Annotated in this window: 19 protein-coding genes; 3 read left to right on the top strand and 16 right to left on the bottom strand. The window is 43.5% G+C overall.

Annotated features, from left to right (window positions below):
• Window positions 1-41 precede the first annotated feature (41 nt).
• The 6 genes from ACFPOH_RS01365 to ACFPOH_RS01340 form a co-directional block, all read right to left on the bottom strand.
• Window positions 42-944 (bottom strand): fumarylacetoacetate hydrolase family protein, encoded by a 903-nt coding sequence (locus ACFPOH_RS01365; protein ID WP_342470113.1) that lies wholly within the window; start codon window positions 942-944, stop codon window positions 42-44.
• A 70-nt stretch (window positions 945-1,014) separates the two neighbouring features.
• A complete protein-coding gene (locus tag ACFPOH_RS01360) occupies window positions 1,015-2,190 on the bottom strand; it encodes a DUF418 domain-containing protein (protein WP_390308648.1) in 1,176 nt (391 codons plus the stop codon).
• Between the two features lie 75 nt (window positions 2,191-2,265).
• Window positions 2,266-6,003, bottom strand: a complete 3,738-nt coding sequence (gene addA, locus ACFPOH_RS01355) for a helicase-exonuclease AddAB subunit AddA (protein WP_390308660.1) — start codon at window positions 6,001-6,003, stop codon at window positions 2,266-2,268.
• Window positions 5,981-9,490 (bottom strand): helicase-exonuclease AddAB subunit AddB, encoded by a 3,510-nt coding sequence (addB, locus tag ACFPOH_RS01350; protein ID WP_390308647.1) that lies wholly within the window; start codon window positions 9,488-9,490, stop codon window positions 5,981-5,983. Before addB ends, addA begins: the two co-directional genes overlap by 23 nt.
• A 134-nt stretch (window positions 9,491-9,624) precedes the next feature.
• Window positions 9,625-10,272, bottom strand: a complete 648-nt coding sequence (locus tag ACFPOH_RS01345; RefSeq protein WP_342581048.1) for a TVP38/TMEM64 family protein — start codon at window positions 10,270-10,272, stop codon at window positions 9,625-9,627.
• Between the two features lie 11 nt (window positions 10,273-10,283).
• Window positions 10,284-10,835, bottom strand: a complete 552-nt coding sequence (locus ACFPOH_RS01340; protein ID WP_390308646.1) for a helix-turn-helix domain-containing protein — start codon at window positions 10,833-10,835, stop codon at window positions 10,284-10,286.
• A 260-nt stretch (window positions 10,836-11,095) separates the two neighbouring features.
• Here ACFPOH_RS01340 and ACFPOH_RS01335 point away from each other — a divergent pair, with 260 nt between their 5' ends.
• Window positions 11,096-11,809 carry an AzlC family ABC transporter permease gene (locus ACFPOH_RS01335; protein WP_390308658.1) on the top strand — a complete coding sequence of 238 codons (714 nt, stop codon included), beginning with the start codon at window positions 11,096-11,098 and terminating at the stop codon, window positions 11,807-11,809.
• Window positions 11,806-12,129 carry an AzlD domain-containing protein gene (locus ACFPOH_RS01330; RefSeq protein WP_342470119.1) on the top strand — a complete coding sequence of 108 codons (324 nt, stop codon included), beginning with the start codon at window positions 11,806-11,808 and terminating at the stop codon, window positions 12,127-12,129. Before ACFPOH_RS01335 ends, ACFPOH_RS01330 begins: the two co-directional genes overlap by 4 nt.
• A 369-nt stretch (window positions 12,130-12,498) precedes the next feature.
• Here ACFPOH_RS01330 and ACFPOH_RS01325 read toward each other — a convergent pair whose 3' ends face one another.
• The 6 genes from ACFPOH_RS01325 to ftsE form a co-directional block, all read right to left on the bottom strand.
• Window positions 12,499-13,665: a PDZ domain-containing protein gene (locus tag ACFPOH_RS01325; RefSeq protein WP_342581046.1), complete on the bottom strand. Its 1,167-nt coding sequence runs from the start codon at window positions 13,663-13,665 to the stop codon at window positions 12,499-12,501.
• A 292-nt stretch (window positions 13,666-13,957) separates the two neighbouring features.
• Window positions 13,958-15,397 carry a S41 family peptidase gene (locus ACFPOH_RS01320; protein WP_390308645.1) on the bottom strand — a complete coding sequence of 480 codons (1,440 nt, stop codon included), beginning with the start codon at window positions 15,395-15,397 and terminating at the stop codon, window positions 13,958-13,960.
• Window positions 15,398-15,466: 69 nt separating this feature from the next.
• Entirely contained in the window at window positions 15,467-16,054 is a 588-nt protein-coding gene (locus tag ACFPOH_RS01315) for a peroxiredoxin family protein (RefSeq protein ID WP_390308644.1), read from the bottom strand.
• Between the two features lie 164 nt (window positions 16,055-16,218).
• A complete protein-coding gene (locus ACFPOH_RS01310; protein WP_342470123.1) occupies window positions 16,219-17,448 on the bottom strand; it encodes a murein hydrolase activator EnvC family protein in 1,230 nt (409 codons plus the stop codon).
• A gap of 20 nt (window positions 17,449-17,468) precedes the next feature.
• Window positions 17,469-18,368 (bottom strand): permease-like cell division protein FtsX, encoded by a 900-nt coding sequence (ftsX, locus tag ACFPOH_RS01305; protein ID WP_342581043.1) that lies wholly within the window; start codon window positions 18,366-18,368, stop codon window positions 17,469-17,471.
• Window positions 18,358-19,044 carry a cell division ATP-binding protein FtsE gene (ftsE, locus tag ACFPOH_RS01300; RefSeq protein ID WP_342470125.1) on the bottom strand — a complete coding sequence of 229 codons (687 nt, stop codon included), beginning with the start codon at window positions 19,042-19,044 and terminating at the stop codon, window positions 18,358-18,360. The genes ftsX and ftsE overlap by 11 nt, the downstream gene beginning before the upstream one ends.
• Before the next feature lie 740 nt (window positions 19,045-19,784).
• On the opposite strand from ftsE, the gene ACFPOH_RS01295 reads away from it, so the two are divergent.
• Window positions 19,785-21,254, top strand: coding sequence for a transglutaminase domain-containing protein (locus tag ACFPOH_RS01295; protein WP_342581042.1), 1,470 nt, complete (start codon window positions 19,785-19,787; stop codon window positions 21,252-21,254).
• A gap of 169 nt (window positions 21,255-21,423) precedes the next feature.
• Here ACFPOH_RS01295 and ACFPOH_RS01290 read toward each other — a convergent pair whose 3' ends face one another.
• From ACFPOH_RS01290 to ACFPOH_RS01275, 4 genes are all read right to left on the bottom strand, one after another.
• Window positions 21,424-23,154: a methyl-accepting chemotaxis protein gene (locus ACFPOH_RS01290; RefSeq protein WP_390308643.1), complete on the bottom strand. Its 1,731-nt coding sequence runs from the start codon at window positions 23,152-23,154 to the stop codon at window positions 21,424-21,426.
• A gap of 238 nt (window positions 23,155-23,392) precedes the next feature.
• Window positions 23,393-24,607, bottom strand: coding sequence for a DUF4097 family beta strand repeat-containing protein (locus ACFPOH_RS01285; protein WP_342581040.1), 1,215 nt, complete (start codon window positions 24,605-24,607; stop codon window positions 23,393-23,395).
• Between the two features lie 213 nt (window positions 24,608-24,820).
• Window positions 24,821-25,300, bottom strand: a complete 480-nt coding sequence (locus ACFPOH_RS01280) for a VanZ family protein (protein ID WP_390308642.1) — start codon at window positions 25,298-25,300, stop codon at window positions 24,821-24,823.
• 350 nt (window positions 25,301-25,650) lie between these two features.
• Window positions 25,651-26,193, bottom strand: a complete 543-nt coding sequence (locus ACFPOH_RS01275; protein WP_342581038.1) for an ECF transporter S component — start codon at window positions 26,191-26,193, stop codon at window positions 25,651-25,653.
• Between the last annotated feature and the right edge of the window lie 6 nt (window positions 26,194-26,199).

The raw sequence follows: 26,199 nt of genomic DNA, 5'->3' as shown, positions 1-26,199 counted from the left end.
TTACGGGTTCTTCCATTCATTTTAGCGAAATTCAAAGGTTTTTATTCAAAACGGTTTGTCAATGTACCGATTCCTTCAATGGAGATTCTCACGACATCCCCGGATTTTAAGAACTGTGGAGGATTCATGCCTTTCCCGACCCCTTTAGGCGTTCCCGTCAAAATGACATCGCCGGGCTCCAACGTTACATGATGGGAGATGATGGAAATCAATCGATCGATCGGGAACATCATATCTGCGGTATTTCCGTTTTGCCGCACTTCCCCATTCACCTTTGTCACGATCGTCAAATTTTGAGGATTTGGAATTTCATCTTTCGTCACAATGTAAGGGCCCATCGGACAAGTGGCATCCAAACTTTTGCCCAAGAAATATTGTTGATGGCGCTCTTGAACATCACGGGCTGTTAGATCATTGGCGATCGTATAGCCGAAAATATAATCATAGGCCAAATTGACAGGAATGTTTCTGCCAACTTTTCCGATGATCACCGCCAGCTCCCCTTCGTAGTCAAGGGAGTCGGTTTTGTCCGCATGGATGGACAGCACTTGATTGTCAGCCGCAATCGCTGTCGGAGATTTTGTGAAAATGACCAAATCGGACGGAGCAGCTTCTCCTCCCATTTCCTTTGCATGTTCATCATAGTTTTTCGCCACACAAATAATATTTTTTGGGGTTCTTGGGATCGGCGACAACCATTCAATCTCGCTGAAAGATAATTTGAACTTATCCGGTTTGTCCGATTTTTCCGCTACTTCCACCAATCTGCGGATCTTCTCAACAAAATCATACCCCAATGCAACGCCTTCAATAATCGTTTGCGGGAAGGATGGGAACACTTCAAGGGATTCCTGGATCGCCAATACATCCCAAACGGCTTCTTCTTTTTTTACTTTTGGACCAAATTTCAATTGATTATTGAATTTAAAGGATAGAATCTTCATCAGTAATAGCCCCTTTTCATTTTCACAAATTATTTCTGATATTAATAACAATATTACATGAAAAAAACCGTTATTGCTCCATTTTCTTTAACGTTTTTCCGTACGTCATCCGTTTGACCAGGTATTCCAGCGGACCTTGCCGGAACTTGATGAACCATAGCTCGGCAAAGGCGGCTTGAATCACATAAATGCTGATGGCAATCACTATTCCCATCAAGACATCCACTTTGCCGTAAAGGCCGAAACCGTAATTGTAGAACAACAACGTACAAATGACGGACTGCATGAGATAAAGGGTCAAGGACATGCGGCCCGCTTTGGCGATCGGGCTTAACAGCTTCGGAAGGAATGGGATGAGGCAAAGGAGCACAATGGCTGATGCATATCCGATTGCGACAATCGGTCCTCCCATATAAACCCGGACATATTCCCATAAGTAAGTCCGCGTTGTATGGAATGGATAGCTTTTTAAAAACAGCCCCCCCGCAATGCAAACAATGGCAAGGATAATCCATCTCCCTTTCAACTCTTTTGCCCTTTCCACCAGTCGCCATTTTGCCGCTGCCGCTCCGACCAACATATATGGAAGGATCGTAAACATGGCACTGATCCACATTGACGGAGACATTTGGATCGCCAAATCATTTAGGCGCTGCATGAATGCATCTTTCCATGTCCCGATTCCGTAGGCAGTAATGGCATCTTCTATCGCACTTATATCGACAAACGTTTCATACTCATCATTGGCAATCTCTGCCATCGCATAAACGGAAATGATCAATGTATGGAAAAGTCCATTCAAAACCAATGCAATGGAAAGCATCCAGCCGCTATTCAATCTCAGCAGCAAAATCAGAAAAAAGCCGCAAACCGCATACATCGTAATGATGTCGCCCCACCAAAGGAGAAAGGCATGCAGCAATCCGATGATGAGCAGCACAAGGAGGCGCTTCAATGCAAACGGATAAAAATTCGTCCCCGTCCATTCCGCTTTCATGTACTGCATCGCCAAGCCGTAGCCGAACAGCATGGAAAACAAAGGATAAAAGCTTCCTTGCACATATATATCAAGCAATTGATAGTTCAGTTGATCATGAATGTCCGTGAACCAACTGTTCAAATCATGGACATGGGGAAGCGGTTGGGAAAAGGCGAACATGTTGACAAGCAAAATGCCGAGCAGACTCACTCCCCGCATAATATCGAGGGTATGGATTCTTTCGTTTAACGTCGTTGGTTGAAACATTTCATTCGACCTCCTAAATACAATTAAACTACCATTTTCCTAAATAACTTACAAGAAAAATTGACGAATGATGTTTCAAACCAGCGACCCCAATTGCACCTCTTTCCCGGCATCGAACAAGTAGAGCATCTTTTCATCCACTTTGATGCGCAGAATCTTTTCGACCGCTTCCGTATAAAGTCGGATTTGTACCCCATAGCGTTTCGTCATTTCACGGATCAGCGCCTCTTCTTCCTCAAAGGAAGGCAAAATTTTATCCGTTTTGTAATCAAGAAGCACCCATCTTCCATCCTCATCCAGCATCAGGCAATCGACAATCCCCTGAATGATTTGGGAATCGCCGTCCGCATCTTTCACGCTTAATGTGAACGGCACTTCCCGGTACAATTTTTGCGCATGGCTGAACCGCTGTCCGATTGGAGTCTGGAAGAAATGCAACAGTTTTTCCAGCTCGATTGCTTTCCGTTCTTCTTCCGTAATCAATTGTTTATTGGCAAGCCCATCAAGGAATTGCTGCGCTTCCTCCATGCTTTCAAACCCTTGCTGCGGCACATGTTGCATCGCCGTGTGCATCGCTGTCCCGATTTCCGTCGCCGTCAGCTGTTTTTCTTCCATAAACAATGGCCGCTTCACAAGGGATTTACCGCGTTTTTTTAAGATGAGCTTCATGATCTCCGCATCCTGTTCTTCATCCTGCCGCAAGTTTTCAATGCGCTTCATTTCGGATACGCTTGTTTTCGATTTTTTCTTCGTCGCCCGTTCAAACGGGTATGCGTAAGTAAATCGGCGGTTGAGCTCTTGCAGCAAGTGTTCATCCACTTCTTCCATTTGTCCGTTGGTTGCCGACTCTTCCGCTTCCAACGGTTTTTTCAGGAACGTTTCATTGGAGATGACACTCACTTTCCAGGCGGACGGATGCGGTATCGGCATGTATTCTTCATCACTGAATTCTTTAAAAGCCTCATGTCTGCTGATGGCTGGACCGATCCAATCAAGGTAACTTTTTGCTCCCGCCCTTACATAGTCCGGCAGCATCTCATGGTGGGGCAAGCTTTGCATTTCACACCAACTGTGTTTCGTTTTCTCCCAATCTTTCACGGAGCCGACGAGAATGAGACGCTCTTTCGCCCGGGTCATCGCCACATATAAAATCCGCATTTCCTCAGCAATCATTTCCAATCTTTTCTTTTCCTTCATGGCCAAGAACGGCAATGAAGTGTACATGATCCGGTTGTCCGGGTCGATCGCTTTCACTGCAAGACCGTAAGTTTGATCAAATAGATACGGTTCGTTGAAATCCTTCAGATTGAATTTGTTGCCCAGTCCCGCCACAAATACAACGGGATATTCAAGCCCTTTGGATGAGTGGATGGTCACTAAACGGACCACATCATCCTTTTCTCCAATGGCTTTGGCGATGCCCAAATCTTCTCCGCGGGCTTTCATCCGGTCGATGAACCGCAAAAAGCGGAACAAACCGCGGTAAGAAGATTTTTCGAAAGTCAATGCCCGGTCATGGAGGGCACGCAAATTGGCTTGTCTCTGTTTGCCGTTGGACATGGCGCCAACCATTTCATAGTAATGGGTGTCCAAATAAATTTTCCAAATCAAATCGGAAAGGCTGCCTCGCCGTGCCATATCCCTCCACGTATCAAGCTGCCGCAGAAACTTCTCAAGTTTGGATTGGGTTTGGGCTTCAAGTCCTGAATGGCCCTGTTCAACAAATTTTTTGACCGCCTCGTAAAAAGGCGCGTTCTTTTCGGTTAAACGGATCAGCGCCAATTCATTTTCCGTAAGTCCCACAAATGGCGCCCTTAAAACCGATGCCAATGGAATATCCTGATACGGGTTGTCGATGACTTTCAACAAATTCATCATGATCATGACTTCCAAAGCATCGAAATATCCTTTCGAGCTTTCCGCATATAACGGGATATTGGCCGCCTTGAATTCTTCGATGATATCGTTTGACCACGTCATGGAACGCATCAAAATGACGATGTCGCTGTAACGCAACGGGCGGGTTCTTTTCGCCGGGTCTTTTTGTTTCGTATCATAAACGGTCGCCCCGGCCTCCATCAATTCTTTGATGCGCTGAATGATGTAGCGGGCTTCCTGCTGGGATTTTTTCATCTCTTCTTCCAAGATGGCTTCCAAATCCTCTTCCTCGTCACTTCCGGATGAAGCATCGGGCTGTTCTTCGTGGATGATGGCCAATTCCACCGGCACTTCTTCCTCATTGTACGGCGCGCCCGGTTTCAAAGCCGCCTTCTCGTCGTAAGTGATTTCCCCGACCTTTTCGCCCATCACCTGCTCAAAGATGCAGTTCGTTGCGTGGAGGACTTCCTTCCGGCTGCGGAAGTTGGCATTCAAATCGATTTTTAAACCGCTTGTTTTCGGCTCTTCCTCAAAGGTTAAATACTTATGTAAAAAGAGCATCGGTTCCGCCAGACGGAAACGGTAAATCGACTGCTTCACATCCCCGACCATGAACATGTTGCCATTGCTTTTATCGCCGCTTTTCACCAGTTGCAAAATCGTTTCTTGCAACATGTTCGTATCCTGATATTCATCCACGAGCACTTCTTTGAACCGCTTTTGAAATTCCAACGCGACAGGAGACGGCTTGATCTGTCCATCCTCTTCCACCGTCAATATTTCCAGGGCGAAATGTTCCAAATCCGAAAAATCCATGATGCCTTTTTCCAGCTTTGCCTGCTTAAATTTCTCGCCAAATTTCAGAGTGAGTTCGACCAATGTTTCGATTGCCGGTGCCATGAGGCGGATTTCTTCAATGAGCCGCTCCGGCTTTCTTGCAAAATACGTTTCCTGGATTTTTTTTACGACCTCTTTCGCCTTATTCCGTTTATCCTGCGCTTTCTTCTTCAATTCCTCATCGCAGGAATCTTTCGCCACCCGGGCAAGGGTCTCCCATTTCAACGTTGTAAAGAAATCGTACGCTTCTTGCCAGGAAGAACGGATGCGCCGCAACGCCTCCTGAATGAGCGCCAAATCCAATTCCACCGTCGCCCCATAGGGGTACGGACCATCCGGCATCAAAGCATATTTTCTGACCGACAAGAGATGAGACTTTGCTTCCTCCAACTGAAATTCAATGGCATTTTTCACATGTCCGATGAAAGGCAGCTCATCCACCGTGATGTGATCCGGAAGCCGGTATTGCTCCACAAGGGATTGTAGCCATTTTTTCGGTTCCGGATGCACCATTGCATTGTCATACAACTGTTCGATGAGCTTTTCAATTTCCTGGTCATCCCGGTCGGAGGTGAAACTGTCCACCAACCGGTAAATGCGGTTCACGTCCGAATCCTCTTCCGCACTGTAGGCTTCTTCCATGACGTCTTTTATCACATCATCCCGCAATAAAGAGATTTCCCCTTCACTGGCAATGCGGAATCCCGGATCAATGTCAATCATGTATGCATATTGCCGAACGATGGATAAACAAAAGGAGTGCAATGTGGAAATTTGCGCTTTATTGACAAGGCTCAACTGCTTCCGCAAATGGGCATTATGCGGATTCTTCGCAATTTCCTTTTCCAAGGCACCGGCGAGTCGATGGCGCATTTCCGCTGCTGCGGCGTTTGTAAAGGTCACGACGAGCAGTTCGTCCACATCAATCGGATTTTCCTTCGAGATGACTTTTTCAATCATCCGGTTGACCAGCACAGCCGTTTTCCCTGAACCGGCCGCAGCAGAAACGAGAATGTCCTGCCCCGTTGCCCAAATGGCTTTCCATTGTTCGTCAGTCCATGTGGCGTCCTTTGGTTTAGAAGGAATCGGATTCATCAGCATTCAACTCCTTGCGAATTTTATCAATCACGTTCGGCAGCTTGTCCGCCTGCAACCGCAGATATTCGCCTTCCGTCGGGTCGAATTGGCACACCGACTTGAACTGGCAATAATCACAGGCCGTTTTGTTTTTCAACTTAAACGGCCGGATGGAGGTGTCACCGCTTAAAATGGATTCCCCCGCTTCCTGGTGTTTTTTGCGGACAAATCGGCGCAAATCCTGCATCGCATCAGGATGGACCACTTTCGAAGTTTTGGCAAATTCCTGCTTTTTCGTAATGGATACCGGAATGATGATTGACTTGCCATCCTCTTCCAGACGTTCATCCATTGCCATCACAGCCTCCTGGTCTTCCGCCAGCAGCCCTCTCATTTTGAACATTTTCAGCCGTTCTTCTTCGACCTGCATTTCATTTAATTCTTTCTCGATTTTTAATAGCGGATTTTGCACATGGACGTAGAGCACTCCTGCCGGCAATGCCGATTCTTTCAACAAGATGAACGAGTTTTCCACCGCCACATCCAAATACGTCAACAATTGCAAAGATAGGCCGTAGTACACTTCATTCAAATCCAAATCTTTGCCCGATGATTTATAATCGATGACGCGCAAATACGTTTTGTCCCCCACTTTTGCATAGTCAATCCGGTCGATGCGGCCGCGCAATTGCATTCTTCGTCCGCTTCTTAACGGAATTTCCAATGGCGGCAATTGTTCTTTCGGACCAAAAGAAGCTTCCACGGCAACCGGCTTGAAAAATGAACTTTTCGCATGATGCGTCAAGGCGATCATCGTTTTTTCGATGATGCGCATGAGTTTCCGCTGAATGTAGCGGTAACGGGAACTGCTTAATAAGATTTGGTGGGAGAAGGCCGGCACAATCCGTTCCACCGCCTCACGGGCAAGATATGCGCATTGTTCCCGCGTCAATTTATTCCATGGCAAATTCAAACGGTTCGTTTCCATGGAAATCCATTTTAATGCTTCATGGAACAAGTCCCCCATTTCAAAGGTTTCCAGCCGGAACTCCGGCCGCTGTTCCAAGCGGAGGCCATAAGTTGCAAAATGGGCAAATGGACAGCTGAAATATTTTTCAATGCGCGACACGCTGGAAGTCAATTCATCCCCGTACAATGCTTCCGTCAACGGCTTTTGCAACGGTTCCGAAACATTTTTCTGTTTGAGCGGCTTCATCACAAGATCAAGCACCGGTTTCCATTCTTCTCTCCGTTCATAAAATGCCTTCAACGCTTGCCATTCCGGTGCCAGTTCCTCCGATTCCGCCTGCTTCAACTGGGTCATCAGGTAGGCAAGGGAAGTTCTCGGATGGCGCAAATATGAAAGCACATGGGACCGATCCCACTCTTCAATCGGATCGACGAAAATCCGTTGTTGAGGCAGCGTGCTTTCACCATCCACTTCAAACAAATTGAGCAGCCGCTGAACATATAGGGATGGCAATAGCGCCTTGCTTTCCTCGTCGCTGCTTGAATAAGTCACATACAACCGGTCCGTCGGAGAAGAAAAGGCACGGTAAATGTAGAAGTTTTCTTCCATTAAACGGTGTTTTGAAGTCGGGAACAATTCCATATCAATGCTTGAAAACCATTCCCGATCCGAGTCGTTCATCAGCCCTTCATAGTCGATCCGCATCGGATACACCCCGTCATTCACGCCGATGACGAACACGACTTTCATATTGTCAAAGCGGGAAAACTCCAATTGGGAAACCGTCACTTCATCGATGGCCGGAGGAATTTTGGAGAAAGTGAGGGTATTATAACCTTCATCCAAAATTTTCGCGGCCTCCTCCACCGTCAAAGGCTGGTCACCAAACATGACAACGAATTGTTCAAGCACATTCACCCATTGGTTCCAAGCCTGGTCATGTTCCATCGCTTCTTCCAAACGGCCGCTTTCCAGCTCTTTATCTTTCAACGCCTGGAGTTTTTCGAACACTTGCAATTCATCCATGCAGGAGAATAAAGCAAAGGCGATTTCCTTCCCGTTCCGGGCTTTCTTCAATTCCCGCTCCAATTTCAGCAATGGCTCCCGGACATACCCTTTCATTTCATCAATGATCGCTTGGACCTTCTGTTCTTCATCGGTCTGTCTTTTTGAAACATACTCCAGACCGCGGTATTTTTTATAAAACCATCGATCATCCTGCATCCACCGATCCCCGTAAATTCCTTGGGCAATGACGAAGTTTTCGAATAGATCCGCCTTCTCCCGCATTTCTTTCACATCGGAATGGAGCGGGAAAAATAAATCCGTTTTCACACTGCGGAAAATCGGCTCATATTTCCAACGGGATGTAACCACTTCCAATACGGAACGGCTGAATTCAATTAATGGATGATGCAACATCGGCTTTTTCTCGTTCGTAAAAACCGGGATGTCATATTGGGCGAAAATTGTCGAAATCAACGGATCATACACTTCCGCTTGCCGATACATAATCCCTATATCACGATAACGAATGCCCTCCTCTTGCACCAACCGTTTTATTTCCCGGGCAATTCCATGAACTTCTGCCCGGCGGTTGGATCCTTCAATGATTTGGACAAAACCTTCCGCTTCCATCTTATCCGGAACCGGCTCATGAAACTCTTGTTCCACATGCCGCAAATCTTTATTTCGATAACGATGCACCGTTTGCATATGTATGCGCGGTTCGATTTCAATCCCAAAATTTATCGCTTCTTGCCGCAATTTGTCGTACATCAACGCCGCGCGATGGAACACCGCCTGCTCATCATCTTTATCCTTTTCATCTTCAAATGGAAGAACCACCGTCACCCGTTTGGTCAGTGCCAACAGCTGCTTGATGATCTCAAACTCCCGGACGGTAAAGAAAGTGAATCCATCGATGTATACATGGGTATCTTTCAATTTTTCGGAGTTCTTCATTTGCCGGATTAAAAACGGGTACAGTCCGTCCCCTTCCACATACCTGTCTCCCAATATTTCTTCCAATTTTTGAACAATGATTTGCAAGTCCTTCGTTTTCGCAATCAATGTATGAGGAGCTTCCGATTGTTCAAATTGGCCGATCGCCACTTTCAACGCCTGGCTATCGATGTTGAACTGATTAAATTCCCTGATCATCTTTTCAATTTCTTCCGTAAATCCCGGTTTGTCCGCAGCTTGGCCGAATAAAGCAAATTGGTCTTTATTCTCTTCCAGCAGCCGTCTCAGGAGCATGCGATAGCCGATTTTATCCACTTTATCTTTGGCGATGCCCCCGGTTTCCTGCAATATATGCCAGGATAATCGCTTGAAAGTCATGACCTGGGCCCGAATCAAACCTTCGATCCCATAGTGGTTCGTCAGCTGGTATTCCGTCGAAAAGGACATTTGATCCGGAACTATCAAATAAATGGGGGGACCAAAAGGATTGGATTTCACTTCTTCCACAATTTCACGGTGTATTAAGGCCGTTTTTCCTGTCCCGGCCCGTCCGCTGATGATTCGTAATGACATGCCGCTCCTCCTTCTTTATGAAAATTGTAATATAATTATAGTATATTTTTTCATCGATTCGTCACCTGACGATAATGAAAAAAGCCCCGAAAATGTCTGATTTTCGGGACATTGCGGAAATTTTGCCACCCCGCTCATTCTTTGGGTGTCATTTTCAGCTTCTTTTGTTTTCTGATTTTCGAAACTTCTTTCAGCTCTCGTTCAACGCGTTTATTCAAATATTTTTCAATGATTTTTCCTATGATCCACAACAGGACTATGGCCACGATGACGAGGATCAATTTGATTGGGCTGCGCAACAATGCCCCAATATCATACCCGAGCAAACTGATGGTCAAAATCATGACAAATTTTCCGGTCAACAATACAACCAAATAGATTTTTTTCTTTATATTGGAAAGTCCCGCGACAATATTCACCAGTACCGACGGGGTGAAGGGAAAACACAACAAGATAAACAGCGGGGCGATCCCTTTCATATCCACCCAACGGATGAGCTTCTGCATTTTCTTATATTTGATGAATTTTTGCACTCTCGGATATTTTCCAAATTGCCGGACAAGCAAAAAGACCGAATAGGATCCCGATACGGTTCCAACCCAGGAAAGCAAAAATCCCATCCAAAGGCCATGGGAACTGGCATTTGCCACGACAAACGCCACCAAAGGCAGGAATGGAAGAAAGGCTTCCAAAAAGGGGAAAAGTAAACCAATAATTGGTCCCAGGGTCCTGTACTGCGCTTCCAAAGCTTCGATGTTTTCAATGGTAAACCAATCACTCACATGTTCCACCTCTATCGATACTGAATAATTAAATGCAAGACCGTCACATGATCGGTTGGATTTTCATACTGGTGGGGCTGATTGGCGGAGAAAAGGAGGGTTTCCCCTTCCGTCAAACTTTCCCGCATTTCCCCGCATTGGACTACGGCTTGTCCTGCAATGACCGTCACCGTTTCCTCCACCCCTTCCGTATGCGGTTCACTTTTATGGGTCACCCCGGGATCCATTTCAATTTTATAAAATTCCCATCCCCTTTCCGGGTCATAGGGAATGATGGAGTAAACGCGATATTTTCCGTCCTCTTCCGAAACGTATGTAGTTGGATCCACGCTATATTTTTGAAAAAACGTTTTTGGCGGCTGCAGGAGGGATGAAAAAGAAATCTTTAATCCTGCGGCAATTTTCCATAAAGTCGAAACGGTCGGATTCGCTTCCCCTTTTTCAATTTGGGCAAGCTGAGCTTTGCTTACATCAGTAGCTTTTGCCACATCATCCAAACTTAAACTGCGCTCTTTCCGGATTTTTTTTAATTGCATGCCAATGTAGCGATTCATTTGTTCCATTTTTTGTTCCACCCTATTGTCTATTTTAAAAGACAAATGTATACTATATAAAACGAAAGAAGAATATTCTGACGATTTAATTATAATACGTAATTAGCATTAAATGGTAAACTTTAGACCGATTTTCTTCATCATTATAGTACACAAATGGATCCCATTGTACTGTAACGAATCGGTGTTCATAAAGTTGCAACAGGGGATCATGTATCTCGAAAATTCGGATGAAAGGGTTGGATGGCGTGGCAACGGAAATCAAGGAAATGAAAGAAATTGCAAAAACTGCGACGGAAGATTCGTTCTTCCAGGGAATGAAAGATTGCATTCCCACATTGTTAGGTTACATAAGTATCGGTTTTGCCTTTGGAGTCGTAGGGATTGCTTCAAAATTATCCATTTTGGAGATTTTTCTCCTGTCGGCTCTTGTGTATGCCGGAAGCGCCCAGTTCATTTTTGCCGGGTTGTATGTGGCAGGCGCACCGATGTCCGTCATCATCATCACCACGTTTATCGTCAACTTGAGACATTTCCTCATGTCCCTGACTGTCGCCCCATACTTCACCCGCTATTCCGCATTGCGCAATGTCGGTTTCGGTTCTTTGCTGACGGATGAAACCTTTGGCGTTGCAGTGACGAAAATGGGCCGGGAAAAACAGCTGGGCGGCCGCTGGATGGATGGTTTAAATTTGACCGCCTATTTGACGTGGATTGCCGCCTGTGTTCTTGGGGGGCTTGTCGGAAACTGGATTCCAAACCCTAATCGATGGGGCCTTGATTATGCCTTGGTGGCGATGTTTATCGCGCTGCTTGTACTGAATTTGGCGAACGCAAGCAGAGGGAAGCTCATGCATTATTTGAAGTTGATTGGCTGTGTGTTTGGCGCCATGTACATTCTTTCTTATTTCATGCCGAGCCATTTGGCGGTGCTTTTATCCACCGTCATCGTGGCGACGATTGGGGTGATCACGGAAAAATGACGACAACGTTATTGATGGTTTTATTAATTTTGGGATGCGCCCTCGTCACTTGGTTGCCCCGCGTCATACCATTTATTTTGGTGCGGAATCTTGAATTGCCGCAAGTGGTGTTGCGCTGGCTGCAATTTATTCCTGTTTGCATTCTGAGCGCGCTGGTTTTTCAATCATTATTGAATACGGAAGGCAAATTCGTCACGTTGAATGGGGAAAACACGGTTGCTTTTGTGCCCACACTGCTCGTTGCCCTTTGGACGAAGAGTTTATCGAAAACGGTGATTGTCGGGGTTTTGACGGTGGCAATTTTGCGGAATTTCTTTTAGAAGGGAATATTGGATAGGAAAGGGCGAATGGAGAAGGTTCGCTCTTTTTTGTTTTTATGGCTGTGGTGTGCGATCTTGCGCGGGCGGGTTTGTTTTTAAATGGATATGTTGCCCGCTTGCTCGGATAAACCATGCTCTTGCTCGGTTGCGGCACCTGCTTGCTCGGATGCAATCCCCGCTTGCTCGGATAAACCATGCTCTTGCTCGGTTGCGGTCCACCCTTGCTCAGATAAATCATCCTCTTGCTCGGTTGCGGTCCACCCTTGCTCAGATAAATCATCCTCTTGCTCGGATATGCCATAAACACCCCAATTTTATATAAAAAAACGGCTCAATTCCCATCTTCAGGAATTAAGCCATCTGCACATTCTATTCAACCACCAGCAAACCGATCCGGTAATGGTCTTTGCTATATACTTCATGCTGCGTCAAGCGCAGTTCATTTTTATGATTCAACACTTCCAATTTGCAGTAGGCGGCATTGATTTGAAGGGCTTTATACAACTCCAATTCATTATGCACTTCCATTCCGTTCACTTTGCGGATAATCTCTCCGGCCTGCAGCCCCATTTTTTCCGCCGGCGAATCCGGCAATACCGCTGCAATCATCACGCCGCTTGGACGGGCAGAAACCGCATACACATCCCGGCGTTCGCGAACTTTAAAAATATATGAAATCAATAAACGGAAGAATGCCCCTGCAAACACCGTCACTACCGCCGCGATTGGATAAAAATAGCCGACAAGTCCGCCGATGAGAACCAATTCTCCTAAAATAAGAACCGCCCTTGATAATTTAGGATAAACATATAGCGGCAAGGAACGTCTTGTCAACTGTTGGAATCCTACAACAAAAGGGAATAAAACCAAAGAAAATTGCTGGTGGTTCAATGAAAATTGCGGCCACCAAGGAAAATAAGCATCAATTGCTTGTCCGGGCACAACGAAAAAAATCGGCAACAGCCACAATTTTTTCGTAAAGAAAGCGACGCCATTCAATCCCCTTTTCGATTTTTCAATCATCGGTGATGCGTAATTCATGCCATGTTTCTTGATTAAACGGCTTTCCGCAATCAGCAATAATCCTGCGACCAAAGCGCTTGTCACAGCCGCACCTTCCATCACGTCCACGCCCTGGATCGTCAACCCCAGCCATTCAAACGACCAATGTTGATCATACATCACCATTAAAGAGCCGAGGCTTAATCCCATCAGGACGATAGGCGAAAGAAGATGGAAATTGTAAAGAAGCAGGCCGAGGATACTGAAGGCCGTCACAAAGAATAACAATTCGATGGATTGAGTTAATCCGAAAAGCAGGGTAAGCACTGAAATCATAAGTGCGAACCAGATTCCTTCCTTGATGAGGCCGATCAATTCCGTCCAACCCCACAAAATCCGGATTTTAAAGAACTTTCTTTCCCTTTTGACACGGACGTATCCCAGTACAATCGCCATCAATATGGAAAGATATAATAATGGATTCATAAACATTCTGCCAATTGCCTTCAACAGTTCCAATAAAATCTCAATCACTCATCCCACCGCCGTTTCCTACTAACTACTGTTCATTGTATCAAAGTAATAAAAATTTGCGTAGGGGGAAATCAGGAATTTATTAACAGAAATGATTTCCATATAGAAAATGACAGGAGTTTTATGGATTTCTTTGAAACAAAGGTAATTTCATCACTAAAATATATTTACAACCAGGCAAAATCCATAAAGACATTCACCGCCCTAAAGATCTGAAATAACCCGTCAAACATTAAAGAGCAAATGGGAAAACCTCATTGTTTCCGCCATTTGCCCTTCTCTCACAAATCCGCTATATATTCCCTTTGATTTTGTGCAACATGACGCTCAAGCCCATTTTCAACTGCACATCATGTTCCATGTCTTCCTTATATGAAGCCACTTGATCGCGGATGCTTGCGAAGAATTCATCATCCATATGCCGTCCGCTTTCGAGATCGTGTTTCTCCCGATAGGAGGCCACCGCTTCCGCCGTTTGTTCATCATAAAACCCGTCCGTTCTTGACAAGTTGTATCCCAAACCGCTCAACACTTTTTGAACATAGGCCACTTCTTCGCTATAATCCCCTTCCGCGAATTCACCCCGGAGCGGCATGATTTCCATCGCAAACAATGGATGTTGCTCCACTTCAATGTCCGATTCGATGCCTTTTCCATGTATCCATTCCCGATCAGGAGTCAGCCATTTATTTGTAGATAATTTCAATTCCCCGCCATTTTCCAAATCGTACGTTTCTTGCACCGTTCCTTTTCCAAAGCTCTTGAGTCCTACAATGATTGCCCGGTTCCAACTTTTTAACGCTCCCGCCATCACTTCGCTGGCCGATGCACTGCCCTCATTTTGGAGAACAACCAACGGAATCGTCTTCATTCTTTTTAAATAATCGTCATCCACATCCAGCTTTGCCGTTTTAAATGCTTCCATCGTTCCTTCCGCATTTTGCATATATGCGAAAATGTCCCCTTCTTTCCCGATGCTACTTACGACGCCCGCGACGCTATGTAAATAACCTCCAGGATTGTCTCGCAAATCAACTATCATGCCATCCACTTTTTCCGATAACAGCCGTTTCGTTGCTTCCACCCATTCTTCCACCGTGTCTTCCCCGAACATCGAAATGGAAACATAGCCGATTTTTGATTCTTCTATTGGAATGACTTTCCATTTCACTGTCTGGTTATCAATTTCCGCCCGCTCCACCGTGATTTTTATATGCCTGTCTGTGCTTGGACGATAAATGACCAGCGACACTTTTTCACCTGGCTCTCCTTGAATTAATTGCAGCAACTCCCCAAGGGTTTTGCCTTCCAAACGGACGCCATCCACTTCCACGATTTCATCAAACGGACGGATTCCTGCTTTTTCAGCGGGAGATGATTTCACAGGTGAAACGACGATAAATCGCCCATCCTTTTCCGTAATTTCAATGCCGATGCCTACCCGCTGCCCTGCCAAAGACTGGCGATGAATGGCCGCTTCCTTTTCCGTATAATAGGTGCTGTATGGATCCTTGATCGCTTCCGTCATTCCCCTTAAGGCACCTTCAATCAATTCCTCATCTTTCGTATCAAACACCGATTTCTCTTTGATCAGGGTAAAAGCCTGGTCAATGACCGGGATATTGCTTCCTTTCAAATCCGTTTCCTGCTTTGTCACGCTTTTCCAATACACAATGATGGCTAACAACACACAGATGATGGCAAAAATGAAAAAAAATCGACTCTTTCGCACTCACTATCCTCCTCTCGTTCAATTTATGTGGAAAAGAGGAGCAATAACACATGCAAAAGAGCGATTTTTTTATTCTAATGCCGTCACATAATTTCGCAATGTATCCAAATCCAACGGTCCCAATACTTGCTTTTCAATTACGCCCTTGGAATTGATGAAAAAGGTGGATGGCAGCGTATAAACTTTGTATGTCTCCCTGACATCTTCTTCCTCCATCAACAGCACCGGGAAGGTTAAATCATAACTTTTCACGAAATTCTCAACACTTGCCATTTTGTCGTTGAGTGTATAATTCACCGCGACAATTTCCACATTATCTTCTTCCGCATACTTTTCGTAATACTCCTGGAAATGCGGCATTTCATCTTTGCAAGGCGGACACCATGTCGCCCAGAAGTTCAAAATCACTTTCTTCCCTTTTAAATCGGAAAGGGTCAACGGGTTTCCATCCAATGTATTTAATGTGAAATCCGGCGCCGGCTTTTCTAATCCGACACTTTGGGGACTGCCCTTGCCCACTTCATATCCCGGTGTATCATCATCGAGGGCATTTTTTTTGTTTTCTTCCAATTTATCATGGATAAACATGCCCGCCGCAATCGCGACCAAAGCGATGATCACAATTGCCCCAAGCGCTTTTTTCATGTTGTTGCTCATTGAACCCCTCCAGCCTGCTTCCTTTGAAATTATTCTATCTTATAGCATATCATAAAATCCGGCCAATGAATTTTGATAATGTTTGACAAGATTGAAAAATAAATTTTTCAATTAAAAAAGCCGTTTAGAAAGAATTTCACTTTCTAAACAGCTTGTTTCCTACATTATAGGGAAATATAATTCAACGGATTTTGTACGCCCGCTTTTTGTCCACGCCATGTACCGATATGCACTTCGAAATGCAAGTGAGGACCTGTCGCGCGTCCAGTGGCTCCCATTTCACCAATTTGTTGGCCTTGTTTTACCACATCGCCAACGCCGACATTAAATGCTCTTAAATGGGCATATAATGTTGTATAGATTTGGCCGTTAATATTGTGCGTAACCATGATTACATTTCCGTACGTGCTTAGGGCGGATGCATAAGTGACCACACCATCTGCTGAGGCTAGGACTGGCGTTCCTGCACGGTTAGCCAAGTCAACACCATAGTGGAACTCAGGACCATAACCTAAATTTCTCCAACCATAACCGCTTGTCAACACACCATTTGTCGGTTTCATGAAACCGCTGGATGAAACCGGTAAATTTCCGGAAGACTGAGCTTTGCTTAATTGTTGTCTTTGAAGTTCCGCGATTTGGTTTTCCAAGTCTTGACTGATTTCAAGATACTCGGAATATTGTTTCTCCAATAATTTTTTCTCGCTTAATAGTTTTTGTTGCTCTTTTTCGAGTTCGGCAATCAATTTATTTTTTTCTTGTTTTTGGGAATCCAAAGAAGCTTTTAAGTTTTTAAGTTGGTTTTGTTTTTCTTCCAGTTTTCTTTTTGTATTTTCCAATACCACTTTTTGGTCTTCCAATTGTTTTTGGTCTTCTTTTTGTTCACGGATGATTTGGCGGTCAGCATCGATCAACGTATTGACCGCTGAAAAACGGTCAATAAAATCAACGAAGCTGTTGGCGCCCAACAACACATCCAAAAATGAAACCGAACCGTTTGCCTGCAATGCACGGGCGCGTTCTTCCAACAATGCATTCCGTTCATCAATCTTTTTTTGCAATGCTTCAATTTTTTCTTTTAAAGCGGCAATTTCTTGATTGGCTTGTCCAATCTCATTTTCTACTTGTTTGATTTCTTGATTTGTTTTTGAAATTTGGTCTATCAATTTATCAATTTGGGCTAACAATTGTTTCTGTTTGGATTCATTGGATTTGATTGCGCTGGATTTTTGATTGATTTGACTATTCAATTCTTTTTTCTGTTGTTCCACTTGCTGCTGTTTGCTTTTTAAATCGGACAAATTTGCCGCATATGTAACAGGTATCTGTATGAAAAGCAGTACAGCGATCATCGCCGTAATGATTTTGAAATGGCGTTTAAAAAAGTTTCCCATCAAATGGTGCCTCCTTGTTTCTAATAAACTCTCAAGAATTTCCGAACCGACATGAAGCTGCCCCATACACCGATGAAAATGCCAAGTGCCAAGACGATCAGGTTCACTTCATAAACCAGAGGGGTCACTTCAAGCAGCTGCAACATGTTTCCTTGAATTTTTGGAGTCAACTTGTTGTACACATTATAGTAAACGACCGATACAACAATCATCGGAAGGATGGACCCAAGCACGCCAAGCCACAATCCTTCAAATAAGAAAGGAATGCGCACGAAAGAGCTTGTCGCTCCCACCAGTTTCATAATTTCAATCTCGTCTTTGCGGGCGACAATGGTAATACGGATCGTATTGTAGATTAAGAAAATCGCCGTAAATAAAAGACCCAAAATTAAAACCAGGCCAATGTTGCGGCCAGTATTTAAGAAATTGAACAGATTTTCAACTTTTTCTTCCCCATAAATGACGTCATATGTATGATCGAGCTTATCAATTTTTTTCGCAAGATCCGCCGTCTGCTCCGGATCCTTCGCTTTTACATATAAAACGTTCCGCAATGGATTGCTTTGTTCATATAAACTGAAATCTTCGCCATAGTTTTCGATCAAAATCTTCAATTCATCTTCCTTGGAAGAGTACTTGACTTCCGCCACTTCCGGCAAGCGTTCCACCTGTTTCATGAGCTTGTCTTCAGCGGCCTTCATTTCTTTCGGATCGTTGATAATATCGATTAGAACGCGGATTTCCACATCATTTTCGATATTATCCGCGATATGATTTAAATTCATCATCACCAATGCGAAAATACCGACCAATATGAGCGTCACCGTAACCGCACTGATCGAGGCGAAAGACATCCATCCGTTCCGGCTTAAACTCTTTAGACTTTCACGGAAATGCCGCTGGAGGGTTCTAAATTTCATAACCGTAATCACCTCCAAAGACGTCCCGGACAATCATGCCGCCATCAATCGTAATCACCCGCTTGCGGATTTTGTTTACGATTTCACGGTTATGCGTTGCCATGACAACGGTTGTCCCCAAAGAATTGATATCTTCAAAGATTTTCATGATATCCCAGGAAGTTTCCGGGTCCAGATTTCCAGTAGGCTCGTCCGCAATGACCACTTTCGGCATATTCACAATGGAGCGGGCAATGGAAACCCGTTGCTGTTCCCCACCGGACAGCTCGTTCGGGAACATGCGGATTTTATGTTTTAATCCGACCAAATCCAACACTTCCAATACCCGCTTCCGAATTGTTTTCGGCTGCTCTTCAATGACTTCCATTGCAAAAGCGACATTTTCATAAACGGTCAACTTCGGAAGCAACTTAAAGTCTTGGAAAACAACCCCCAACTTCCTTCGAAAATGGGGAATCTCCCTTTTCTTCAATTTGGAAGTATTGATTCCGTTGATGATCACTTCACCGGAAGTAGGAATCTCTTCGCGGTACATCAGCTTGATAAAGGTCGACTTCCCCGCACCGGAAGGGCCTACCACATAAACAAATTCACCTTGTTTTATATCGACAGAAATACCGTTTACAGCCACCACACCGTTTGGGTATTTTTTGTAAACCTCTTTCATTTGTATCATTAATATAATCACCTTGGTTCTATCTATAGTCATTCAACAATTTCTATTATAGCACTTTATGTGGTTAATAATTTTACATTTTCTTTTCATTGACCATCATTATTTTTTTAAAAATACAAATTAATTATCAATCTATCAGTAATAAAGGCCTTGTCAATGAACCGGATTTATATTCCGCAAATGAAATTGCCCGTATTTTTTCTTTTGGAAGGAATGGATGTTCCGCATTTTTTACATTTATGGATCTCCCCCAACAATAACCGGACCGATTCCTCCACCGTACAATCCTGAAAAAAGCGAATTGTATTACGAATAGTCATCAAAAAAGAGCTGTTGATAAGTTTCTCCATTATCCATCCTCCAGTTTCCGCCCGTCAGCGAGCTTCAAATATTCGAATTCCCGCCGGTAAAGTCAAGGATTGGCGAAGGACGATCCGGCAAGTTTTATCGCTCTTATTGGAAGGAGGTCATTTTCATATTATAAATGGAAGAAACTTTGCAAACATTGAAATATCTTCGCTTCAAAAGCCCTTGACCTTTGGAGGAGGGCTTTTATAATTACCTCGTTTTAGGATGAAAGTTTGAATAATAAGAATTTTTTATATAACCAATTATACCAATATATAACTAATTAAGTAGTCGTATAGATGTTGTTTCAATCTCAATTTAATTCTAAAGACTTTTCAATTTCCATTCGTGTTTATGATAGAATACTCCCAAATAATAAAAGGAGGGATACTATGAAATTCGTAAGAGGCTCTGTTTCCATCATCCTATTTATTGTTTTATTGTTCATCGGATCAACTGAAATTTTTGCAGCATCCCCGATTGATAAGAAGGATGTGGATCCGCATCATGATTTTACGGTCTATTTTAATCAGAAAGTCGATCAAAGGACTGTCCATATAAAAAACATCCACGTTATTGATCAAAATGGAAAAATAGTGACGGATAAAGAACCGAAATTGGTCGATGGAGGATACAAAGTCGTTGTGGAGGCACCGGAATCCGGCTATGCTTATGGTTCAACATACCGGTTGGTTGTGACGGACAATGTTTTATCGGAAAAGCAAAAGCCATTAACAAATGAATTGCAGATGAATTTTACCATTAAAAATGCCACCGCAAATTCGGACGCATCCAACCATCATACAAAAACCGTCGCTTCGCTGACAGCAACTGCCGATTCTTCTTTAAATCCGCTGAAAGAGCAAATCAGAACCGCATTCCAAAATCGGCAAACCTCATTTTCCATCAAGTATTACGGGGACCTGAACAATTTGACGGACAAAATTACAAAGACGGTGGAAGAAGTATTATCCGAGGATGAATATTTGTTTTATGACTACCGAAACTATCGCTTTACTTGGAATGGAAAGGGAAATGAAGCGACCATCAATTTCACAGCAACGTTTTATCAAACAAAAGAACAAGTGGATTATGTGAATAAGCGGGTTCAGGAAATTTTAGCGAAAATCATCAAATCATCGATGAACGACCACGAAAAAGTGAAAGCCGTCCATGATTATGTCGTATCAAATGTGGCATATGACACAACTTACAGTCAGGCGAACAATGCACCATACTTCGCTTTGACGAAAGGGAAAACACTGTGCAATGGATATGCGATGTTGGTCTATAAAATGTTGGAGGAACTGGATATTCCGGTCCGGTTGATCAGCGGTAAAGCTGGAGGCGATAGCCACGCTTGGAATCTCGTTCAACTGGATGGCAAGTGGTATCACTTGGATGTTACTTGGGACGATCCTACTCCGGATAAAAAAGGGCAAGTTACATACGATTATTATCTGTTGGCCGATGATGAGATCCGCCAAAGCCACAGCTGGAAAGATGGAGGATCCACCGGTATCGAAAAGACATATCCACGCGCAAATACATATTATATAGAAGTACTGACAAAACGCGGCGACAAGAAGCTGATGGAGAGCTTAGGACTCCAATATTTGACTTCCGACTATACAGTGGATGACAATAAATTCTCTACATATTTAAAAACAAAGATTTCCAAAAAAGAAAAGAACTTCACGTTCCGGTACGTAACAAACAAACCAAATGTACTTAACAATTTCAAACAGATCATTTCCGCAGCCACAAACGGACTAAAATATAAGAACTTGAACTGGAATGTGAGTGAGATTCAACGTACGAAAGAGAAAGACTACCTCGTTTCGATCACCGTAACTTATTAAGGTGCCAGGCAACAAAGCTAGGCACCTTTTTTTCTGCCCGATGCTGCAGAGCGGAGAAACTTCAAGATAAAAAGGAGAATTTGAGCCTTCCCAAATTCTCCTTTTTCCATTTTGGGGCGGGGTTTGTCCCGCCCTTGATTCTATTTTTTGTAAAGATTTCCATCCCATCTCAGCTTTCCATTTTAAATCGGCTGACCAATTGGTTGAGGTTTTTGGCCAAATCGGCGACTCCTTTCGAATAGGAAACGATTTCATCCATGGCACTGGTTGATTCTTGGATCAAAGCGGTATTCTGCTCGATTCCTGCCGAAGACTCCTGTGCCACGACCGTGATATGGTTGACGGCATCATTGATTTGTTCACATTCAAGGAATACCTCCTGCAAATGATTGGAGATGGTTTCGATTTTCGACTGCATTTGTAAAATCGATTGGTTGATGTCATTGAATGTTTCTCTTGTTGTTTTTATTTTCGATGTCCCCTCCGTCACTTGCAAGAAACTGTCTTGAAGGGATTGCACCGTTTCTTTTGATTCCCGTTGAATGCCCTCAACAATCTTCACAATATTGCCAATGGAATTGGACACTTCATCCGCAAGTTTCCGTACCTCTTCGGAAACAACCGCAAATCCCCTTCCATGTTCTCCGGCGCGTGCCGCTTCAATCGCCGCATTTAATGCCAATAAATTCGTTTGCTCCGCAATATCCTGGATGATTTTGACCAGTTCTGTAATCATGTTGGTTTGGGCATCCAAAACCTTCACTTTTTCGATGGAGCGCTTCACCCCTTGATGGATGGATTCCATTTGTTTCTCGTAGTCGGCCATCAACTCCGTGCCTGTTTTGGTCATTTCAATGACGTCATTGGATGAATGCGCCAATTTGACTCCTTCATCCCGCGCTTCTTGGAGATGATTTGTAAATCGAACCATGATTTCCGACACTTGGCTAGTTGAATTGGCTTGATGATCCGCCCCTTCCGACAGTTCCGTCATCGAAGCATTGATTTGTTCGTTCCCTTCCTTCACTTCACTGGCACTCGCCAATAAATGATCGGATGAATCCACCAACCGGCTTGAACTGTCATTGATTCCATGGATGATCTGTTTCAAATCGCCGATCATTTTTTGGAATGCATTGGTCAATGCGCCAATCTCACCGTTGCGTTTCACTTCAAATTTGACGGATAAATCGCCATTTCCCACTTTTTCGATTTCATTGGTTAATTTCTTTAATGGTTTAATCAAATAAACCGAGAAAAGATATACGACAAGTATGCTTATAAGTAAAATAATGCCGGTAATCATGATTAATTGTGTCCTGTTGGAATCCATGACGTCAAAGAAAGTGGCCGCATCCAAGTCGGCACCGACAATTCCGATGACTTCCCCGGATTCGGATCGGATGGGCACATAGGTTGTAACAAGCGCCCCGAATTCTTTTGTATTGGAGATTTGCACTTGCGCTTTACCAGTTTCAAAAGCTTTGACAATATTCGGGTATAGGGTTACGTCTTCCTCATCCCCCATTTGCGATGCTTCATCCGAATCCAGAGGGAAACCGTCCACCATATAAAAATATGTATAATCATCACCTGTTTTTTCTCTTCCCATGGTAAAGAGATATGTAAGCCCCGTACTTTCCCTCAAATCATTCAATTTTTCGCGCAGCTCTTTATAATAAGCGGTATCAGGCCCCTTCGCCAACGTAATTTCCTGTTGATATCGTTCCGCATCAATCAGACGGACGGCGCTTTCCGCAATATTCCGCGCCACATCGCTCAAGGATTCTTCCGCCAGTTTCACGGACGATCTGTAACTCGTGCAGGAAATAATGATGCAGGAAAGCAGTATAATGGAAGAAAAAACCGCAATCATTTTTCCAGTAATACTTCTTTTCAACTTGCTCCCACCTACCTAATTCATTGAATGCTTTACATACGTAAAAATACTTATGTACTTATAGTAGAATCGATCATGTTGATCACTATTCTAAAATACTATGAGTTTCCTGAAAATTCAAGATAAAGAATATATTACAAATCGGAAATTGCTCCTTTAAATCGGCAAAAAAAAGCCAAACCCTTATATAAAAGAGTTTGGCGTTGGATAGAGATGTCTGGGAAAATCCGGGGACCCTTTAGGATTCCTGACCTAATGTCGTATATCGGATAATGATGCTTCCTGTGCGGGATTCGCCTGTCAATTTTAATACTGGGGCATTTTCGATGATTTTATCGAAGTGCATCGTTTTGGCGAAGAATTGATCTTCCACCGTACGTGTCACCACATCTTGCAGGCCGAGGTCGATTTTTCCTACATTGGTCGATGCGGTACCGTTGATGGAAACGTTTTTCGGAACGTACAGCTCCACAGCGCCGGCAACCGTTTGAGCTTTCACTTTCCGCGCGTTTTTATCATTTGTTGTAACAATGACCGCGCCGTTTGCCGATTCCGCTTCCACTTCTCTGAGTTCTCCATCTATATAGATTCGTCCATTCACCGTTTGAACTTCCAAATCTTCCCCTTTTACATGCACAATTTCAATCGGGCCATTGCCGGATTCCACATCCGCATTTTCAAATTGGCCAACCGCATATTTGATTGGTCCGTTGTACGTGCGCAATTTTACGAGTTTCGCATTCACACCGTCAATGGACACGCCGCCGTTCAACAGCTTCATCAACACAATATCATACTGTTTTTCCGGAATGGAAAGTTGCACATTCACTTGCGTCAACTTGGATGGGCATTTCAATTCCAATTTGCCATCATTAAATCGGACAAAATCCCGCTCAAATTCGGCAATCGTCTTATCCTCATCATTGTCGATGGCAAATGTTTTGACTTTCGCCACGACTTTCAGCTCATTGGAATCGGAGCGTACCGCTTCCACTTTCCCGTTTGGAATTTCGATTTGGATGCCTCTCACTTCATCGCCGTTAAAGGAATATTGCTTTTCAAATTCCACTTTTGGATTACTCAAAGGAAATTCAATGTCCAATTCTTTCAATTTTTTGAAAGCGGTACCGATGACGCCCATCATGCTTTTGGAGAATTCCGTCAAGTCTTCTTTCACTTCATTCACGATCTCGTCCATTTTTTTACTGAACTCTTTGTTATTAAAGTTTTTTCCAAAAATATCTTCAAAGCCTGTTGTTTTTTTCGACTCGGATTGCTGCTCTTGGTGGGATGACTGTTCGTTTGTTGGTGGCAATGGAACTGCGTTGGATTGAGATTCGGTCGTTGTGGAACTTTGCTTTTTATTGAGCGCTTCAAGCAAAGTGATCGCTTCTTCCGCAGAGATGGCTCCTTCTTCAACTAATTTGATGATCCGTTTGCGTTCGTTATCCATATTTACTGCCTCCCTCATAGTTCTATATCATCATATACGTTAGAATTCCCAAAAAAGTTTCCTGTTTTATCAAAATTACAAAGTTTTCAATTTTATGTTAAGAATACATTGGATTATTATGAACCATTTTCGGTGACGGCATACGGTTCAAAGGATCGATGATGGGGCAAAAATTTGACATTTTCATTGCGGTTTTTCGGAAAACCATATTCTTTAATGGTTATAGGCAAAAATGATGATCACCAATAAAATCACGGGAACGCCCACTATAATGGACAGGATGGAGATGGCGATATGTACCTGCTCTTTTGATTTGGATATACTTTTCAATAACAGATAAATAGACATTCCCAGTAAGCCACCGATGGTATTTAATATTAAATCATCGATATCACTTGCCCCACATTTAAAAATATATTGCAGCACTTCAATGGCCAAGCTTGTCCCAATGATTCCCCCTAATACTTTCCAAAAACGGAACTGTTTCATATTGTCTGCAAAGTAGACTCCCAATGGAATAAACATCAAGACATTTCCCCATACATTTATCGTAAATCCTTGTTCGGAAATCATGTCAAAGGGAACGATGTTAATGCTTCGGCGGACATCTCTTGCCAAAAATACCGTATCAACCAGCAGATACGAATAAAATACTAAAACAATCCAATAAGCCATGTTTAAAAATTTTTTCATTTAAGATTCCCCCAAAATTCTGTATTCCATCTTTTATGCTAGCGGAAAATTCTTAAGTTAAAGCGATATAAATCTTAATTTAATCTTAATTTTTTATCCCAATCTTCTAATGGTTTGTCTACAATTTCTTTCTAAGACTAACCCATGTGGTGACGGATGATGTGACAATTGGATTGAAAGCTTTTGAGCCGTTCAGTTCCGTTTATGATTTATCAACAAATAAAAAAAGCCGCCGATCTCCCTTCTCTAACCGGGATCGGCAACTTTATTGATGAATAAATAGGTTAAGTGAACCTATTCCTCCGAATTTTAGAAATATAAGATGGATGTAAACGGAATCTAGCACATTTTTATCGAGCGAAGGATGCAATGTACGGAATTTTTTTCAATACGAGGCAAACCGGGATGGCAATCATCATTCCGATCGCGTTTTGCACCAGATCCCCTGGAATTGAAGCCAGCGGAATAATCAAACTTGAAAACATGATGGCTTCCCCGATGTAATATACACCAATCATCACAGGAACGGATACAATCATCGCAAAAATGTTTTTCGGAAGGCTTTCCCCTTGGCTTCCCTTTGACCAAGCGATTTTTCCGACAATATATCCTTGAAATGCTCTGGATATAATCGTAATTGGGGCCCATACAAGCCAGCCGCCAACAAGGTCAAATAACCCCATTCCAACCGCCCCTGCAATCGCTCCTTTTTTGGGGCCAAATAAAATGGATGCAATAAATAGCATCGCCGTTCCCAGATGAACCAACCCGCCATTTGAAGCAATCGGCAATTTAATATTCAAAAATACGGTGGATATGAAAACAAGGGCAATCAACATCGCCTGGATGACCAAATCAACGGTCTTTGTCCTTGAATTTTGCATATTCTTCATCCCCTC

It is taken from the genome of Ureibacillus suwonensis (assembly GCF_042655065.1).
GTDB classification, from domain to species: Bacteria; Bacillota; Bacilli; order Bacillales_A; family Planococcaceae; genus Ureibacillus; species Ureibacillus suwonensis.
This window is presented reverse-complemented; position numbering and strand designations above follow the sequence as displayed.

Bases quoted from the DNA above. Each gene is read 5' to 3' on its own strand.
- ACFPOH_RS01365 (WP_342470113.1), bottom strand. From the start codon at position 944: ATGAAGATTCTATCCTTTAAATTCAATAATCAATTGAAATTTGGTCCA.
- ACFPOH_RS01360 (WP_390308648.1), bottom strand. From the start codon at position 2,190: ATGTTTCAACCAACGACGTTAAACGAAAGAATCCATACCCTCGATATT.
- addB (WP_390308647.1), bottom strand. From the start codon at position 9,490: ATGTCATTACGAATCATCAGCGGACGGGCCGGGACAGGAAAAACGGCC.
- ACFPOH_RS01340 (WP_390308646.1), bottom strand. From the start codon at position 10,835: ATGGAACAAATGAATCGCTACATTGGCATGCAATTAAAAAAAATCCGG.
- ACFPOH_RS01335 (WP_390308658.1), top strand. From the start codon at position 11,096: ATGAAAGAAATTGCAAAAACTGCGACGGAAGATTCGTTCTTCCAGGGA.
- ACFPOH_RS01330 (WP_342470119.1), top strand. From the start codon at position 11,806: ATGACGACAACGTTATTGATGGTTTTATTAATTTTGGGATGCGCCCTC.
- ACFPOH_RS01315 (WP_390308644.1), bottom strand. From the start codon at position 16,054: ATGAGCAACAACATGAAAAAAGCGCTTGGGGCAATTGTGATCATCGCT.
- ACFPOH_RS01310 (WP_342470123.1), bottom strand. From the start codon at position 17,448: ATGGGAAACTTTTTTAAACGCCATTTCAAAATCATTACGGCGATGATC.
- ftsX (WP_342581043.1), bottom strand. From the start codon at position 18,368: ATGAAATTTAGAACCCTCCAGCGGCATTTCCGTGAAAGTCTAAAGAGT.
- ftsE (WP_342470125.1), bottom strand. From the start codon at position 19,044: ATGATACAAATGAAAGAGGTTTACAAAAAATACCCAAACGGTGTGGTG.
- ACFPOH_RS01295 (WP_342581042.1), top strand. From the start codon at position 19,785: ATGAAATTCGTAAGAGGCTCTGTTTCCATCATCCTATTTATTGTTTTA.
- ACFPOH_RS01285 (WP_342581040.1), bottom strand. From the start codon at position 24,607: ATGGATAACGAACGCAAACGGATCATCAAATTAGTTGAAGAAGGAGCC.
- ACFPOH_RS01280 (WP_390308642.1), bottom strand. From the start codon at position 25,300: ATGAAAAAATTTTTAAACATGGCTTATTGGATTGTTTTAGTATTTTAT.
- ACFPOH_RS01275 (WP_342581038.1), bottom strand. From the start codon at position 26,193: ATGAAGAATATGCAAAATTCAAGGACAAAGACCGTTGATTTGGTCATC.